This window comes from Christensenella hongkongensis, assembly GCF_000981035.1.
In the GTDB taxonomy this organism is placed as follows: domain Bacteria; phylum Bacillota; class Clostridia; order Christensenellales; family Christensenellaceae; genus Christensenella; species Christensenella hongkongensis.
Window position 1 is genome coordinate 21,022 of record NZ_LAYJ01000133.1, and the last position, 17,525, is coordinate 38,546.

17 protein-coding genes are annotated in these 17,525 nt (G+C 48.4%); 12 read left to right on the top strand and 5 right to left on the bottom strand.

What is annotated here, in order from left to right; translation table 11 throughout:
• Positions 1–44: 44 nt before the first annotated feature.
• From CHK_RS14285 to CHK_RS14310, 6 genes are read left to right on the top strand one after another with little or no spacing between them, the layout of a single operon-like run.
• Positions 45–1,559 (top strand): sugar ABC transporter ATP-binding protein, encoded by a 1,515-nt coding sequence (locus CHK_RS14285; RefSeq protein ID WP_046444749.1) that lies wholly within the window; start codon positions 45–47, stop codon positions 1,557–1,559.
• A 13-nt stretch (positions 1,560–1,572) separates the two neighbouring features.
• Complete coding sequence (alsC, locus tag CHK_RS14290; protein WP_046444750.1) at positions 1,573–2,565, top strand: D-allose ABC transporter permease; 993 nt, start codon at positions 1,573–1,575, stop codon at positions 2,563–2,565.
• 2 nt (positions 2,566–2,567) lie between these two features.
• On the top strand, positions 2,568–3,242 hold the full coding sequence (gene alsE, locus CHK_RS14295) for a D-allulose 6-phosphate 3-epimerase (RefSeq protein WP_046444751.1): 675 nt from the start codon (positions 2,568–2,570) through the stop codon (positions 3,240–3,242).
• Positions 3,243–3,245: 3 nt separating this feature from the next.
• Positions 3,246–4,217 carry an allose kinase gene (alsK, locus tag CHK_RS14300; RefSeq protein ID WP_046444752.1) on the top strand — a complete coding sequence of 324 codons (972 nt, stop codon included), beginning with the start codon at positions 3,246–3,248 and terminating at the stop codon, positions 4,215–4,217.
• Between the two features lie 28 nt (positions 4,218–4,245).
• Positions 4,246–5,109 (top strand): D-psicose 3-epimerase, encoded by an 864-nt coding sequence (locus tag CHK_RS14305; RefSeq protein ID WP_046444753.1) that lies wholly within the window; start codon positions 4,246–4,248, stop codon positions 5,107–5,109.
• 31 nt (positions 5,110–5,140) lie between these two features.
• On the top strand, positions 5,141–5,893 hold the full coding sequence (locus CHK_RS14310) for a glutamine amidotransferase (protein WP_046444754.1): 753 nt from the start codon (positions 5,141–5,143) through the stop codon (positions 5,891–5,893).
• Positions 5,894–5,982: 89 nt separating this feature from the next.
• On the opposite strand, the gene CHK_RS14315 is transcribed toward CHK_RS14310, so the two are convergent.
• Both CHK_RS14315 and CHK_RS14320 read right to left on the bottom strand, forming a co-directional pair.
• Positions 5,983–6,486: a YjbQ family protein gene (locus CHK_RS14315; protein ID WP_046444755.1), complete on the bottom strand. Its 504-nt coding sequence runs from the start codon at positions 6,484–6,486 to the stop codon at positions 5,983–5,985.
• A 67-nt stretch (positions 6,487–6,553) separates the two neighbouring features.
• Positions 6,554–7,261 carry a triose-phosphate isomerase gene (locus CHK_RS14320; RefSeq protein ID WP_046444756.1) on the bottom strand — a complete coding sequence of 236 codons (708 nt, stop codon included), beginning with the start codon at positions 7,259–7,261 and terminating at the stop codon, positions 6,554–6,556.
• A 196-nt stretch (positions 7,262–7,457) separates the two neighbouring features.
• Here CHK_RS14320 and CHK_RS14325 point away from each other — a divergent pair, with 196 nt between their 5' ends.
• Positions 7,458–8,051: a KpsF/GutQ family sugar-phosphate isomerase gene (locus CHK_RS14325; protein WP_046444757.1), complete on the top strand. Its 594-nt coding sequence runs from the start codon at positions 7,458–7,460 to the stop codon at positions 8,049–8,051.
• Between the two features lie 84 nt (positions 8,052–8,135).
• On the opposite strand, the gene CHK_RS14330 is transcribed toward CHK_RS14325, so the two are convergent.
• The 3 genes from CHK_RS14330 to CHK_RS14340 form a co-directional block, all read right to left on the bottom strand.
• Positions 8,136–8,918 carry a DeoR/GlpR family DNA-binding transcription regulator gene (locus tag CHK_RS14330; protein WP_082103592.1) on the bottom strand — a complete coding sequence of 261 codons (783 nt, stop codon included), beginning with the start codon at positions 8,916–8,918 and terminating at the stop codon, positions 8,136–8,138.
• 129 nt (positions 8,919–9,047) lie between these two features.
• Entirely contained in the window at positions 9,048–10,673 is a 1,626-nt protein-coding gene (locus CHK_RS14335; RefSeq protein ID WP_046444759.1) for a response regulator transcription factor, read from the bottom strand.
• A gap of 2 nt (positions 10,674–10,675) precedes the next feature.
• Complete coding sequence (locus CHK_RS14340; RefSeq protein ID WP_160295693.1) at positions 10,676–12,367, bottom strand: cache domain-containing sensor histidine kinase; 1,692 nt, start codon at positions 12,365–12,367, stop codon at positions 10,676–10,678.
• A 391-nt stretch (positions 12,368–12,758) separates the two neighbouring features.
• Between CHK_RS14340 and CHK_RS14345 the strand changes: the two genes are divergently transcribed.
• From CHK_RS14345 to CHK_RS14365, 5 genes are all read left to right on the top strand, one after another.
• On the top strand, positions 12,759–13,232 hold the full coding sequence (locus CHK_RS14345) for a hypothetical protein (protein WP_046444761.1): 474 nt from the start codon (positions 12,759–12,761) through the stop codon (positions 13,230–13,232).
• 85 nt (positions 13,233–13,317) lie between these two features.
• Complete coding sequence (locus tag CHK_RS14350) at positions 13,318–13,761, top strand: hypothetical protein (RefSeq protein ID WP_046444762.1); 444 nt, start codon at positions 13,318–13,320, stop codon at positions 13,759–13,761.
• Between the two features lie 69 nt (positions 13,762–13,830).
• Positions 13,831–14,835: an ABC transporter permease gene (locus tag CHK_RS14355; RefSeq protein ID WP_052740625.1), complete on the top strand. Its 1,005-nt coding sequence runs from the start codon at positions 13,831–13,833 to the stop codon at positions 14,833–14,835.
• A 12-nt stretch (positions 14,836–14,847) separates the two neighbouring features.
• Positions 14,848–16,335 (top strand): sugar ABC transporter ATP-binding protein, encoded by a 1,488-nt coding sequence (locus CHK_RS14360; protein ID WP_046444763.1) that lies wholly within the window; start codon positions 14,848–14,850, stop codon positions 16,333–16,335.
• 49 nt (positions 16,336–16,384) lie between these two features.
• Positions 16,385–17,443: a substrate-binding domain-containing protein gene (locus tag CHK_RS14365; RefSeq protein ID WP_046444764.1), complete on the top strand. Its 1,059-nt coding sequence runs from the start codon at positions 16,385–16,387 to the stop codon at positions 17,441–17,443.
• Positions 17,444–17,525 lie beyond the last annotated feature (82 nt).

Consider the following 17,525-nt stretch of genomic DNA (forward strand, 5'->3'; position numbering starts at 1 on the left):
GACTCTGGAAGGGGGCCAATTCTCAGGACAGACGGGAGGCAAAAATGGAAAAACTGGTAGAAATGGAACATATTACCAAGAAATTTCCGGGAGTCGTCGCCCTGGACAATATGAGCCTTGATCTTTATCCGGGCGAGGTACACGTCCTGATGGGGGAAAACGGCGCGGGCAAATCGACGCTGATGAAAATACTCAGCGGGATCTATACGCCCACAAGCGGACAAATTAGGCTGCATGGCAAAACATACCAGCATCTTACGCCCGGAATTTCACAGGAAAGCGGGATCAGCATCATTTATCAGGAGCTGAGCGTGATCGATGAATTGTCTATCGCGGAAAACCTGTTTGTAGGAAGACTGCCGCAGCGCAGGCTTCTGGGGGTGCCGGTGGTCGATTTTAAGTATATCAACAAAAAAGCAAAAGAAATGATGGAGCTCGTTGGGCTTAGGCGTTCTCCGGGAACGATGGTGGAAGACCTGCCGATTTCTGAGAAACAGCTGGTAGAGATCGCAAAAGCGCTGGTACTCAACACAAAAATACTGATTATGGACGAACCGACCTCATCGCTGACGATCGACGAAACACAAAACCTGTTCAAGATCATACGTTCCCTTCAGGAGAAGGGAGTCGGAATTATTTACATTTCACATAAAATTGATGAAGTAAAACAAATCGGCAACCGAATCACGGTTCTCAAAGACGGAAAATATGTGGGAACGAAGAATGTTGCGGATATCACCAGCAAAGAAGAAATCGTTACGATGATGGTGGGGCGCGAACTCAAGGACAAGTATTTAAGCGGACAAAAAAAGACGGACGCGCACGGACAGGTCATCTTCCAGGCGGAACACATCTCGCGGCAGGATAAAAAAGTAAACGATGTGAGTTTTCATCTGCGCAAATATGAAATACTTGGATTTGCGGGGCTGGTGGGATCTGGCCGCACGGAGCTTATGAATGTGCTGTTTGGCGTTGAAAAAAAGGAAACGGGAGACGTTTCCCTCAATGGGAAAAAGCTTGAGATCAGGCGCACGTACGACGCGGTGAAGGAAGGAATTGCGTATCTAACCGAAAACAGGCGTGAAACGGGATTTTTTGATAATTTTGAAATATGGAAAAACATTGCGATGGAGCAGTCGCTCAAAAGTTCGAAATGGGGCGGGATTTATGGCCTTTCGAATGCAAGGCGGGAGCAGGAGGAGGCGCGCTCGGCGGCGGAAAAGCTCAATGTAAAGTGCACGTCGGTCTATCAGAATATTACCGAGCTGTCTGGCGGCAACCAGCAAAAGGTTATCGTTGCAAAGTGGCTTGCGGCGAATGCGGAGTTGTTGATTTTTGACGAACCGACCCGCGGGATCGACGTAGGGGCAAAGAGCGAAATTTACAAGATCATGCGCCAGCTTGCCGACGAAGGAAAAGGAGTACTTATGGTGTCTTCCGAGCTTCCTGAGCTTTTGGCTGTGTGCGACAGGATCCTCGTTTTTAACGAGGGGGAGATCAAGGCGGAATTCAGCAGCGAAGAGGCGACCGAAGAAAAAATAATACTTGCTGCTACCTAAGGAGGAGATTACAATGAATAGTTTCAGTCGAAAAGCGGAGAGCCTTACGGCAAAAAAGGATTTTGCATATTATTGGGCGCGCTTTGGGACGTTGATCATATTTTTTATGCTTATGGTGGTAATTGCCATCATCGCGCCAAAGGGAAGCAACTTCCTGTCGCCGGCGAACCTGATCAACATTGTCTATCAAAGCACGGATAAAATACTAATTGGCCTGGGCGTGTTTTTTGCGATATTGATCGCGGGGATCGATCTTTCGATCGGTTCGGTAATGGCATTGTGCGGGATATGGATGGGCCTTATGATGAAGGCTGGTATGCCGGTGTGGTCGGCGATCCTGATTGGCGCGGTGCTCGGCGGAGCGTTGCTTGGCGCGATCAATGGAAGCCTTGTAAACCTTACGGGCGTACATCCGTTTATTATTACGCTTGGCACACAATGGATTTTCCGTGGGATTATTATGGTTATATCCGGCGCGCGGTCTGTGTCCGGGTTCCCGGAAAGCTTTAAAGAAGTAGTAAATTACCGCGTGGGAGGACAGATTCCCATGGCAATTTTTATTGCTATAGGAGTAGCCGCGATCCTGTGGTTTATTGCGGCGCATACGAAGATGGGCAGGAACATCTATGCCTTTGGCGGAAATAAAGAGGCGGCATGGTATTCGGGGATCAATATCAAGTTGCACACGCTGATCGTGTTTATGATTTCCGGCATCTGCGCGGGGCTCGCGGGCCTGATTATAACGGCGAAGACGGGAGCGGCAGAACCGCTTGCGGGCAGCGGATACGAAACTTTTGCCATTGCTGCGGCTGTAATCGGCGGCACAAGCTTTTTCGGCGGGAAAGGAAATGTCTGGAGCGTCGTGGTTGGCGGCTTGATTATAGGCCTGATTAACAACGGCCTGAATATGATGCGCGTGGATTCGTTCTACCAGCAGGTGGTAATGGGAATCCTGATCATTGCAGCCGTAACGCTTGATACCCTGTTGCTCAGAAAGAGGAAATAAACATGAAAGTAAAAATCTCTCCTTCATTGATGTGTATGGATATGATGAATGTGCAGGAGCAAATGAAGGTTTTAAACCGGGCGGATTACCTGCACATCGATATTCTGGACTGGCATTACGTGAAGAACCTATGTCTGGCTCCCTGCTTTATGGAGCAGTTGAAAGAGATCACGGATGTCCCGATGGACGCGCACCTGATGGTGGATAATACGGACGTAGACCTCGTGGATCTCTGCATTGATTCGGGCGCGGGGATAGTCACGCTCGCCCCGGACGTCGTGGAACGCAAGGCATTTCGCCTGATCGACCATATCAAATCAAAGGGCGCGCGGGCGGGCGCTTATATCAATCCGGGCATGGCGCTCGAAGTGGTATTCCCTTACATCCATTTGCTGGACGTGATTACGTTTATGACAGTAGACCCCGGCTTTGCAGGGCAGCGGTTTATAGGGGAATCACTTGAAAAAATGAGGCAGGCAAAACGCCTGAAGCAGGAAAAAGGCTATGCTTATGAAATTCAGGTGGACGGATCGTGCAATAAAACGACATACAAAAAAATGTATGACGCGGGCGCCGAGATATTCGTAGTGGGTTCGTCCGGACTGTTTGGAAACGACCCTGACCTTGTAAAAGCATGGGAGATTATGGAACGCGATATTGCGAAAGCGATCGGATAGCGTATGGAAGAGGAAAGATGGATTGTCGGGATCGACATCGGCGGGACAAATTTCAGGATAGGCTGCGTTTCTACAAGCGGAAGAGTGGCAAACGTAAAAATTACGCCAAGCAGCTTTTTGACAAGGGGTGAATGCGTCCAGAAAACGCTTGCCGGGTACATCACGAAGTATAGAAAGGAAACCGGCGTTACGCCGGCGTGCATATCGGTGGGGATTCCGGGTTCGGTCAGCAAGGGCAGGCGCAGTATAATTTCTGTACCAAACCTGCAGGATGCGAAAGGGACCCATTTGCTGGACGGACTGAATCTTGCGGACGATTTGGAAAAGCTTATGGGAACACGGGTGATCCTGAATAAGGATGTGGATAACCTTTTGGCGTTTGACATCCTGATGAACGGGCTCGTAGATGAGGAAATCGTGGTCGGTTGCTATATTGGCACCGGCTTTGGCGGGGCGATCCGCATTATGGGCCGATATCTCTCAGGAAAAAACGGCGCCGCAAATGAGATCGGACATATCCCATTCTATAAGAAAGACCTTATTTGCGGTTGCGGAAAAAGAGGTTGTGCGGAGTGCTATGCTTCGGGAACCGCGCTTAAAAGGATACAGGAAAAATACTACCCGGAAACCTTTATTGGCGATATTTTTGTAGAGCATGGGACGCAGCAGCGACTCATAGAATTTGTAGAGGCATGCGCGCTTCCCATTGCCACGGAAATAAATATTTTTGATCCGGACTGCGTGGTCATTGGCGGCGGCGTTGTGGATATGCCGGGGTTTCCAAAAGATATGCTGAAGCAGTTTATATGGGACAACACCAGGAAGCCGCTTCCGGCAGGGAATCTGAAATTGATTTTTTCCAATCAGGACAAGGACATGGGCGTTATCGGCGCAGCGTTGCTGGCGGCAGAAGGGTTGAAGCTCGATCGCGAGAAAATGACGCGCGGCCTGTTGGAGCATTTTGGCAAACACTGATCCTCGTGGGAGGATAGGAGGTGACCTTATGAAAATAGGCGCGTATTTTGCATATTGGGAACAGGAATGGGATGTAGCATTCCTGCCTTATGTGGAGAAATATAAAAGGTTGGGATTGGATGTGCTCGAAATTTCCGGCGGGGGACTCATGAATATGGAAGACGACGAGATTACCGCGCTCAGGGAAAAGGCGGAAGAAAACGATATCGTCATTACCTGCGGGATCGGCCTTCCGCAGGAATTCAGTACTTCTTCACCGGATAAAAGGGTTCGCACAGCTGGAATGGATTATATGAAGCGGTTATTTGACGCGATGGGAAAACTGGACGCAAAATTAATCGGAGGAACGGTTCATTCCTATTGGCCGGCGGACTATTCAAAACCTGTGGAAAAGCGGAAGGAGTGGGAAATATCCATCCAAAGCGTGAAGGAACTCGCAGATTATGCTGTGCAATACGGTATTGTAATCGCCGTGGAAGCTTTGAACCGCTTTGAACAATATCTGGTAAACGATACAAACGAGGCGGTACGGTACGTGGAAGAGGTAAATAGGCACAACGTAAAGCTTTTGCTGGATACGTTCCATATGAATGTCGAGGAAGATAATCTTCCGGACGCGATCCGGAAGGCGGGAAATCATTTGGCGCATTTCCATGCTGGTGAAGCGAACCGGAGGGTGCCGGGGAAGGGCAGTATGCCGTGGAAGGAAATTGGCCGCGCGTTACATGATATCGGCTACCAGGGCTATATCGTTATGGAACCTTTTGTGAGGCCGGGAGGCACGGTCGGCTCGGATATTAAGCTGTGGAGGGATCTTTCCGGTCATGCCGATAACGATAAGCTGGACCGGGATATTAAAGAAGCAGCCTGTTTTTTAAAAGGCGTATTATAAAGTTGGATCGGACATGAAAGGAATATAGGATATGAAAATATTATTTGTTGGGGAATCATGGACCGTCCAGGAGACGCATATCAAAGGCTTTGACAGCGTTGACCTGGGAAGGCTGGAGCAAACCACTGCCGGGCCGGTACTGGACGCGCTTGACGAAGCTGGAATTGAAGTGGAATATATGCCCAGCCACATTGCACAGTACAGTTTTCCGGAAACGGCAGAACAGTTAGGCGAATATGATGCGATCGCCCTGAGCGACATTGGAAGCAACACCCTGATGCTCGATCCGGTTATGCAGCTTCAGGGAAAACGGAAAGGGAACCGTCTGCTGGCCTGCAAAGAATACGTAATGAATGGCGGGGGACTCGTTATGATAGGCGGTTACCTGAGCTTTGCGGGAATCGGGAACAAAGCCCGCTATGCGATGACGCCGTTGGCGGAAGTATTACCGGTGGAAATACTTCATTATGACGACAGAATGGAACACCCGGAGGGCATAAGGCCGGAAATTACCTTGCCCGGCCATCCGGTGCTGGAAGGGATAGACGATAAAAAATGGCCTTATTTTTTGGGGTATAATAAGGTAAGGGCAAAAGAAACTGCGGATGAAATTGCGACGATCAACGGGGATACGTTTATGGCGGCAATGGAATTTGGAAAAGGCAGGAGCTTTGTATTTACGTCAGACTGTACGTTCCATTGGGGGTCGGAGGAGTTTTTAAGCTGGCCTTACTACAGGAAATTATTTGGGAATATCTTTTTATGGCTGGATAAAGAATTGTGAAAATAAAACTGATTTGAGAGACAACAAGACACACATGATATAACAAAAACACCTTGCCCCGGGGCAAGGTGTTTTTTTAGCGCAATTTTTTATTCACCAATAATCTGAACGTCCACGGTTCTCTTACGGGCGCGTACCTGATCCCAGTCAATGAAATAGACATAACCGAAATCGCCCAAATCAAGCTCGCCGTCGCAGGCGACGATCGTTTCTGAGCGTCCAAAGAAAACGGAACGAAGATGCGCCTCCGTATTGAGGCTAGTCCATTCTCCTTCCTCTGTTCCAAGGCCCATTGCAAATTCGATGTGCTTGGGGCCCGGGTGCATATATTGTCCTTCATAGCGGCAGGTAGGAATCAGTTTTTCCATAATGTTGCACAAATCCTGCTGCAGGAATTCATGTCCAAAATAGGTTTTGTCGTGCGAGCATTCCTGCGTCATGACAGAACAGGTTGTGTGGTGGGAATAGACAACGCAAATCCCGTTTTGAATGCCGGAGTTTTCGAATATCTTTTTCACCTCGGCCGTAATGTCGTGGAATGTTGGGTTCAGGCCGTTCGATTGTACGTCGATTGTTTCGCGATAAGTTTTCATTTTGTTACTCTCCTTTGTTCTTGTTATTTGTGGGCTGCGCGTCGCGCAGCTGAATATCTGGCTGTTTTCAGAATGCTTTGTGCCGCGCATCCCATGCGTCGCGCAGGGCATGGATCATTTCATCCACCATACCGATTGGATCGTCCGCCTTCACAATGCCGCTTGTGCAGCCGGTGGCCTCTGCCCCTGCGTAAATTACATCATATACATCCTGCGGCGTACTGATGCCTGCGCCCTGCAGGACGTGGATATCAGGGTTAACGTCTTTGATTGCTTTCGTGGTAGAAAGGACGTAGTCCAGTCCGCTTGTTTTGCCTGTACCAATCAGCTCCGTCGGCTCTGCGACAATGATATTTGGCGCAAAATGAGCGATTGCGCTCGCGTCTTCAAGGGAATCGGCGCATACGATAGTGGCAAGTCCAATCTCATCGGCACGTTTGATGGTCTGGTTCAACACAGAAAGGCCAAGGGGATGTTCTGCATGGTTTAACATAACGCCTTTTGCACCGGCTGCTTTTACAGCTTCCGGAAGTACGGAGCCAAGGCCGCGTCCAACGCATAACGCATCCATATGCTGGGCAAAAACCAGTAGTCTTTTGGTTTCATTCGAAAGTAAAGGGATATCGGTGTATTGCGGTGTGAATATGATTTGGACGTCATATTTTTCGCAGGCTCGCTCGGCTGCGAGCGCAAGCTCCAAAACATCCCTGCCATATAGATACGCTTTCGGGCCAATTTCAAAAAACGGCGGTTTAATAGAGAAATCCTTATACATACTGAGACCTCCATTTTGTTTTAGTGAGATAATTTACAAAAGTGTATTCAATGCATCGAATGTTTTCCTGTATAGTTGCAGCATAACATACACTTTCGAAAACGTCAATAAAAATATTTCGAATAACTTATGATTGATTTTATAAAAACAATATATTAAACTGAAAAGAAAGAAAAACAAAAGGAGTAAAATTGAAATGAAGGACAAAGGTTTGGAATTTGCACTGAAATCTGTAGAGATCGAAGCCGCAGAAGTGGCGCGTGTTGCTGAAATCGTAAAAACGGCGGAGTTTGCGCAGGCGGTGGATATCCTCAGCAAGGCAAATAAAATCGTAACGTCAGGCAGCGGCGGTACGGGCGTTGCCGCGAAGAAGTTCGCGCATTCGCTTTCGTGTATCGAGCGCAACGGCGTGTTCCTCTCGCCCGCGGAGGGAATGCACGGCGGCATGGGAGTGGTGCAGAAGGGAGACGCAATGGTGGTGGTCTCCAAGGGAGGAAAAACGGCAGAGCTGCTGCCGCTGATCGACGTGTGCAAAAAGAAGGGAGCAAAGCTCATTGGAGTGACGCAAAACCCGGATTCGCCGCTTGCAAAGCAGGCGGATGTGTTTTTAAAGATGGACGTGCATCACGAAAGCGACCGTTACGACATCATGGCAACGTCGAGCGTAATCGCACTGGTGGCACTGTTCGACGCGCTGCAGGTGGCGATCATGGAGGAGACGGACTACAAACTGGAACAGTTTGCGCTCATCCATCCGGGCGGCGCCGTGGGGCAGAAGCTGAATGCGTAAAAAACACGAAGAAAAAGGGCTCTGGAATCATTTCCAAAGCCCTTGATATTCATATGAAGCCTGTTTAATTGGAAGGTGCACGGCTTACACGGTGACCACGTTCACACCCTTTTTGACAATTTTCTCCAGATGAGCGGGCAGCGCATTCGTATCCGTGATCAGGTAATCGATACTGTCAATGTCCGCAACCTGGGAAAAGGCCTCCTGACCTATTTTTGAGAAATCCGTAACGGCGATCGAATACTTGGAGCGTTCGATCATCAGCCTGCTTACTTCCGTCTCTTCAAAATCGCGGATAGAGATTCCGGCCGTTGCGCTTACGCCGTCTATGGAAAGGATGGCGACGTCAGCCTTATATTTCCGCAGCGCGACGAGCGTGTCGTCTCCGTAGGTGAAGGAATGCGGAAACTTGATATTACCGCCAAGCAATATAATTTGGTTGTAGGGCGAGTCGCTCATTTCAGTCGCGATATTGACGGAGTTTGTAACTACCTTCAGGTGCTTTTTTGACTTTAACTCACGTGCGATAAAAAAAGAAGTGGTGCCGGAGCTGAGCATTACGGTATCCCGGTCGTGTATCATATCAGCGGCAGCCGCAGCAATGCGGTGCTTTTCTTCGGCATGCTTTGTTTTCCGTTCGTAAAAATTCATGCTGTAATAGGTACGCATAGAAGGAATCGCGCCTCCGTGCACACGCTCCAGCGCATTTTCCCTCTCCAGGTCTGCAAGGTCATTGCGGATCGTTACTTCCGAAATCGAAAATATCCGGCTTAATTCGCTGACCTTCACCTTGCCTTCCTCATTCAGGATATCCAATATTTTTTTTCGCCGCTTGTCGGCATTCAAGTTGCTGAAATCAGACATCATTGTCTACTCCTTCACCATTTTATTATGGAAAAATAAACTTCTACTTAAAATATAGCATAGAATGAACAAGAATACCACGGAATAGAATGAAAGCAGAGCGAAAACAGATCGCTTTGATATAGAAAGCCATTATATCTTTTTTCGAAACTCAGAAGGAGAACAGCCCGTATATTTCTTAAAGATAAGGCTGAAGTAGTAAGGATCGCTGATCCCGACCTTTTCACTGATCTCAAAAATTTTCAGGCTCGGATCCTTCAGCAAATTTTGAGCCTCCGAAACCCGTACCTTATTGACAAATTCGGAAAAAGAAATTCCTTCATTCTTTTTAAAGAGCTGTCCAAGGTAGTTTCGGCTTACGCCCAGCCGCTCTGCTACGCCCGCAATGGATATATTGTCGGAATATTCGGCAAATGCTATTCTTTTTGCCTGTTCGAGCAATTTTTTACCCGAGCCGGACGACGTGTTTTTGGTATACTCAAGCACCTGGTCGATCATATGGAATATCTGGACACGGCATTCCTCCTTATCGGTCACCTTTAAATCATAATTGAGCATTTCCTCATAATCGTTGATGTATTTGTTGTTGACTTCAACATTAATTTCTCCAAATACGCTGATACAGGCGAAAGCAACTCCCATGATGAGCGCCTGCAGGCTTTCCGGTTTACAGCTTTGCGGATCGTCTCCCACCGCAAGAAGCTGCTCTTCGAGAAGCGCATGGACGCGCTTTTTGTTGCCAAGCTTTAAATTCACGTGCAGATCGATGATCTGGTTCAAATTCAGGTTTGCGCTGGCATACCTGCGTACGTCGGATATCTTCTTCATGGACGGCTGGCTGCCACGGTCAAACGAGCTGTAGCGCAAGGCAAAGCATGCCTCCAGATAGGAAGTCCGCAGCTCTGTGATGCAGTCTGTTTCCATTCCGAGCCCTGATATCAGAAGCAGGTCGTGTTCCGTCCTGCAATACGAAGTCAGTTTGCCAAGAAGCTCGGTTGCAATGCTGTCGGGGGCAAAAAACGCGAACGCCATCTTTTTGTCCTGGACAGGGAAAGCAAAGTAATCCGTCTGCCCGGGGAAAAGAAAGGCCAGCGCGTCCTTTACCCTTTGGACGGGCATATGCTTTAAAAGCTCTTTACGGGAAAGGCGCGCTGAAAGATTTGTCGTTGGAGATATTTTTGATATGGTAAGCACTGCCGCCTGGAATATACGCCTGTCAAAGGGGAGGGAAAGCTCTTTGCACTTGGTACGAATCTCCTGGGTACTGAGCCGCCCGGAAAAAACGTCCTGAAAAAATACGCTCAGGATATCGGGCAGGTGCAGGTCCAGCGTGCGCTGCATATTCGAGATCGTCTCGATGTTTTTTTTGTGCCGGGAGGCCTTTGTAAAAAGATCGGAGGCTATTTCCGGTATCTGCGCTGGGGCGAGCGGTTTCAGGATAAATTCCGCAACGCCATACTTTATCGTTTCCTGAGCGAATGAAAAATCGTCGTATCCGGATAAAACAATTTTGACAGACTGCGAAAAATTTCCATTGGGATTCTCATCCTGTAAGGTCTTCAAAAACTCCATGCCATTCATTTTAGGCATCATCAGGTCAATTATCATGGCCGAAAAGGAATGCTCCCGGCACAGCTCCATGGCTTCAAGTCCATTTTTGGCGCACAGGATCGAATCAAACAGGCCAAGCTCTCCAATGCTTTCCGCCAAACCATTGCGAATAATCGTTTCATCGTCAATAATCAGTAAACTAAGCATTATTAATTCCCCCTCACGATTGGTATCCTGATCCTGATAACGGTCCAGGATTCCTCGATTTCATAATGAAGGCCATATTCATCACCGTACGCGCATTTAATACGGTCGTTTACATTCACGATGCCCAGGCCAAGCCGCGCATCCTGTACGGAAGGATGCGAGAGGCGGTGATTGATTTCCTTCATTTTTTCCGGCGCCAGATTACCGCCGTTGTCAGACACCTCCAGCAGAATATGGTCACCCATAAGCCGTCCGCGGATTGCGATGACGCCGTTGTCGTTTCCGCGCACGCCATGGTAAATCGCATTTTCCACAAGCGGCTGCAGTATCATTTTGATTACAAGGCAAGCGTTAATCTGCTCTTCGACGTCAAATTGATAGACAAAGTCGCCCTCATAGCGTATCATCTGAATATCGAGGTAATATTTGATATGCTCCATTTCCTTTGAAATAGGGATCACTTCATTTCCGCGGCTGGTGCTAATTCGGAACATCTGCGAAAGCGCATGCGTCATAACGGCGGCTTTTTCGTTTTGCCCGCGGTCAATCAGCCAGATGATTGTGGATAGGGTATTATACAAAAAGTGCGGCTTTATCTGCGCCTCAAATGCCTTTAGCTCCAGCTCGCGCTGCTTTTTCCTGCCCTCGTCAAGCAGATAGTTCTGGTGGTTGAGCTCTTCCGCCATATTGTTATAGCAACGCATGATGTAACCCATTTCGTCATAATATTTGGGCGTAAGCGTCTGTATTTTACCCAGCTTTGCTTTTTGCATCAGCTGCGCGAGCTTTTGGATTGGGTTCACAAAGGAATTTGACAAAATGATTGCCAGCAGGAAGACAATAAAAATAATGGTGAGCACAAGCATAAAGGTGAGGCTGATAATGCCGCTGTTTGTCTGCGTCGCTTCAGAGACAGGTAAAATACTCAGATAGCGTCCATAATTGGAATTTGTATCCGGGTTGGAATTAACGAGATATTTGACCCCTGAAAAATCTATGATCCTGCCGGAAACAGGACGATCTGCGGGAATCGAAGAAATCAGCGAGCCAAGGGCAAGCGTGGAGCCCGGCTGCGTGCTGGAAAAGACGGAATTATCCTGATCGATCAGTACAATCGTTCCAATCGCAGAGGAATCATTTTCATTGACCAAACGCTTTACCGATTTTTCATTGACGCCTGAGAAAACATAGCCGGTCACTTTTTGGTTTGTATTGTCAAATACCTTCTGTGCAAAGGTCTTGTAGCGCGCCTGGCCAATCTGTATGACAGGGCCGTAATAGGTGAGCGCCGGGCTTTGCTCAAATTCAGAAAAAGAGGGGCTGGCGGCGATATCGGATATCGCAGAATCGATGCCCTCCGTACGGGAAAAATGCAGGCCGTTCTTTCCATAAAGGTATAAAAAATTTGTATATGGATTCGACGTGCCCGTAATGAGCAGCTTTTGTATCTGCGGATAGGAATGCGAGTCTGCCGGAACGCTGCGTTCCATGAAGCTTACAATATTTTCATCCCGCGCAATTTCAATCGACTGGTAGATCAGGTCGTCGTAAATCTGGCTCCGGACTATGCTGTGTATGTTTTTAAGCAAGTTTTGCGATTCTGCGCTCTTTGCCTTCAAAACGCTGTCCTGCGAGAGGGAATAGGAATAGATACCGATAATTGTGATGGGAATTACGGAAACGCAGATCATCATAATAAACAGCTTTTTTTTAAGGCTAAGATTGCCAAAAAAGTGAATAGCTGCTTTTTTGCCCCTTTTTAACCAATGCTTCATTGATTCACCATAAATAAAAATACGACTGTAAAAATACACTGTTGCGGTCCGGTAAGACCGGTACAAAAATAGTAATAGTGCCATAAAAAGCTGCGTTGGTACAAATATTGATAAATTAATAATAACAATAACTGTCGGTTTTGTAAATAAAATATTATGAAATATTATATAATTGATTTTGTTTTAGCTTCGTTTAATGAAAAATCGTTGTTTTTTAATATTAATATTACATTATTCAATTCTAATCCCTTTCCACGCCCACTATAATTAAAGTAACAATTCAAAGGTGTGGAAAAGAGGTGAGAACTGTTTGGCAAAAGAAGTAATGACCAGAAGGAGTGCGGACAACGAATATTTCCACAAGGACTTCCATATCTCCTGCGACCTTGGAATATCCTATGTAGGCGAACATTATGGCGACGACGGCGCGAGGGAATATATCAGGAATTATACGGCAAACTACCTTGCGCCCCTTTCAAATCAAATCCGCGAGGAAGGCTTTCAGGCGCTGGAGCAGTATTTAAAAAAACTGTACGAAACGGAAAAAGCGCCCGGGGTGCTGAAAATACGGCGCAGCGACGATGAAATCGAAGTTACGATCACTGCCTGCCCCGCCATTGCCTTTATGAAAGAAAGCGGGCATACTCCATCAAAATGGTATATCGATACGACTACGGTGTTGTATGAAACGATTGCGCAGAACGCAGGCGCCCAATTTGAACTGATCCAATATGACGAGCAAAGCGGCGCTGCACAATTCAGAATGTTTTCAGGAACAAAATAATCCATATCGCGTAAAATGCGACAGTAAATTCTTAATAAAAATGAATAAAATGCCGGAGGGCAAAACGGAAAGGAAGTGATTTCCTGTGATTTCATGTACGCAATTTATCCCTGCCTACAGCGAATTGTTCCGCTTTCTTGAGGAACGTGAGGGATACGCGGGCGTTCAAAAATATTGGGAATATGTATCAGACAATTATGTGGAGCCGCGGCTTGGCAAGGCGATCCAAAAGAGCGGTTTAAGAGGATGCTTTGAATATTGGTCTCATTCGCTCAATGAAGAATCCGCAGATTTTACAATGACGCTGGATGAGGACGAAGGCGTTTTTCAGATCGATATGCACGACTGCCCGTCCAAGGGCAGGCTCAATCAGATCAGCCACATAAAGCCGTACGAAAATTATTGCAGGCACTGCGATATCCTGTATCGTCGGGTGGTGGAACGCTACGGCTTTCAATACGAATTTCAATGCCCTGAAGGCAGCGAAACACATTGCGTTCTGAGGGTGCTGCAGACCAAAAGCCTGTAACCACCCTTTTAACAAATTGCTATCAAAGCAAAAGACCAATCAACAGATTAAGGACGGGAGAGAAGAAGGATGAATAAAACAGTAGGAACGATGGAGGGGGGCCTGGGTTCCCGGGTACTGGGTAAGATCAAAGGATTTTTCAGAGAGTATGCTATTATCTATGCGGTGTTGGCGCTGATTGTCATTTTGTCATTTGCATCTCCGAATTTCTTTCAGGTTTCAAATTTTGTAAACGTACTGAGGCAGATTTCGATGATCGCGATTTTGGCGGTTGGAATTTTCTTCGTCATGGTGGGCGCAGGAATTGATATCTCAATCGGCGCTATCGTAGGATTGACTGGCGTACTGTTTGCGATGTTCATGGTAAATTACGGCATACCGCCGGTTCTGGCGTTTGTTTTCACAGCGCTTGTCGGCCTTGGGATTGGAATCGTCAACGGGCTGATGGTGGCAAAGCTGAGTATACCGGCGATGATTGCGACGCTGGCGACCCAATCCGTGTGCCGCGGCATGACCTACGTTATCACAGGGGCCTATCCGATTTCCGGATTACCGGAGGAAGTTTCCTTCCTTGGCAGAGGCTATGTCGGCGGACTTGAATGGCTTCCTTGGCCTGTATTTATTATGGTAATCGTAGCCATTTTGGCTCATATCGTATCAGAGCGCACGAAGTTTGGACGGTCGGTTTATGCAATCGGCGGAAACCCGGAGGCGGCGCACCTTTCCGGAATCAAGCACAAAAAAGTAGAGATTACAACGTATGTTATCTGCGGTGGGCTTGCGGCGTTAGCCGGCATGATCCTGACGTCCAGGATGGATTCCGGCCAGCCAAACGGCGGCCTTACCTGGGAATTCGAGGCGATCACCGCGGCGGTTATCGGCGGCGTATCGATCACCGGCGGACGGGGAAAGGTTTTGGGAGCGTTATTGGGGGCGATTTTGGTAGGCTTGCTCACAAACGGTATGACATTGCTCAACGTAAACTCATACTATCAGCAGGTGGTAAAGGGAGTCGTAATGGTTGTGGCAATCGCCTTTGACGTATATTCCGTCAAGAGAAAGCAGAAGAGATAAGGAGGTCGCACCATGAACGAAAATGATTATGTATTGCGCGTGCAGAACATATCAAAGGCATTTCCGGGCGTAAAGGCACTGGACGACGTAAGCTTTGACATCAGGCGCGGGAGCTTCCATGCGCTGGTCGGTGAAAACGGCGCGGGAAAGTCGACGCTGATCAAAATACTCTCAGGAGTTTATATCGCCGATTCCGGCTCTGTCACCTTCAATGGGAAACCGATGGAGGTCAAAAGCCCGCTGGAGGCGCAGCAGCTTGGCATCAGTGTTGTGCATCAGGAGCTAAAGCTCGTTGAATCGCTCACTGTAAAGGAAAATATTTTCCTCGGGCGGCCGATTATGGGGAAGTTTGGCGTGAGCATGCAAAAAATGCGCGAGGAGGCCCGAAAGTTCCTCGACCGGCTCAAAATGCCGCTCGATCCGGATGAGTTGGTGTCCAACCTTTCCGTGGCGCAGAAGCAAATCGTCGAAATCTGCAAGGCGCTGTCGTTTAACTCAGACCTGATCATTATGGACGAACCGTCGGCGACGTTGACTGAAAAGGAATTGGAGCTGTTGTTCGATATCCTGAGGGACCTGAAAAAAGCGGGCATCACCATCATCTATATTTCCCATCGCCTGGAAGAAATATTTGAACTGGCGGACGAGGTGTCCGTAATCCGCGATGGCAAACATATCAAAACCATGCCGGTTGAAGGCGTGACGCGCGAAGAGCTGATACGGCTGATGGTGGGCCGGACGCTGGGAATGGAATATCCCAAGAAAAAGGTAAATATCGGCGAAACCATCATGAAGGTGGAGCACCTCTCCAGCAAGGACGTATTGCACGATATCAATTTTGAATTGCGCAGCGGTGAGATATTAGGCTTTGCAGGACTTGTAGGCGCAGGCCGTACAGAGGTGGCGAGGGCGCTGTTCGGAGCGGATAAAAACGCAACAGGCAATGTGACGGTCAAAGGGAAAGCATACCACATTAAAAATGTACCCAACGCCATTGAACACAAAATAGGCCTTGTACCGGAGGATCGTAAGCTTCAGGGGCTGATCCTCGAGATGAAAATCAGGGAAAACGTATCGATGGCGAATATGGACGCAATCACACGTTCACGGATGCTCTCGTTCCATAAGGAAGAAAAGCTGGCATGGGATTATGTGGATAAGCTTCATATCGCAACGCCGGACGTAGTCCGCAAGGTGGCGGATTTATCAGGGGGGAACCAGCAAAAGGTGGTCATTGCAAAATGGCTCAACGCAGACAGCGACATCCTGATCATCGACGAACCGACACGGGGAATCGACGTTGGCGCGAAGGCTGAAATTTATAACCTGATTTGCGATATGGCGGCGCAGGGCAAAGCGATCATCATGATATCGTCGGATATGCCGGAGCTCCTTGGCGTGTGCGACCGGATCATCGTGATGCACGACGGACGTATTACAGGGGAACTCAACATCGAAGAAGCCACACAGGAAAGGATACTGGAATACGCGATTCAATAAAGATCAATTTTTGGGAAGCATTCCCAAACAAATACAAGGAGGAAGAAAAATGAGAATGAAAAAACAAATTGCGGTAATCCTTGGGATTTTACTGCTGGCAACCTGCCTTCTGGCGGGATGCTCGTCCCAGGAAGCGCCCGCGCCGTCCGCGGACGGCACGACAGAAGCAAAGGCGAGCGAAAGCGCCGCGGCAGTGCAAAGCGCGGATGGTGAGAAGAGCGGAAAGCCGGTTCTGGGCGTATCGCTGTTCTATCGCAGGGATGAATACTACAAGGATCTTGACGCTTCATTCGTAAAAGAAGCGGCGGATGCGGGCCTTGACATTATCATCCAGGATGCAGACAGCGATGCTTCCAAGCAGACGCAGCAGCTTGAGGACTTTGTACAGCAGGGTGTGGACGCAATCGCGCTCGCTCCATGCGATCCGGCAGGGCTGGTGCCGGCCATCGAAGCGGCTGTGGACGCAGGTATCCCGGTTGTTGTGTTTGATAACCAGGCAGAGACGGATAAGGTTTCAACGTCGGTAAACTTCGATTACGAAGAAGACGGCGGCATGGTGGGCGATTGGACGGCAAACTACATCAATGAAAAGCTGGACGGCAAAGCCAAGGTAGCTGTCATCGATTTTCCGCAGTCCCCCATCGTATGCGGCGGACGCGTGAACGGCTTTGTCAATAAAGTAAAAGAGCTGCCCGGCGTAGAAATCGTTTCCCAGCAGGACGGCAAGGCGAGCAGGTCGGATTCCATGAACGTAATGGAAAACATCCTGACCTCAAACCCTGACGTACAGATCGTATTTGGCGTAAACTTTGACACCTGCGCGGGCGCAAAAGCGGCTATCGAAGCGGCAGGACGCGACGATATCATCGTGGTTGGCTCTGCGTACGGCGAAGAGGAATTCCAAGCGCTTGCGAATGACGACGCGATACTCAAGGCATTTTCAACAAGCTCGCCGCAGCAGCAGGCAAAAGACACGGTAGCAGCGGTTGTAAAAATACTGAACGGCGAATCCGTTGAAAAGGACACGCTTTCGCACTCTCAGCTTTTGGATGCACAAACCATCAAGGACTATGACTGGGAGTCGATTATTGCAGCAAGGGAAAGCTAACCGCTTATACTCTTTGGAAACCGGGAAAGGAACGGATTGTCCGTTCCTCCGGGTTCCAGCATAAGAATCCTAATTGGGGCAG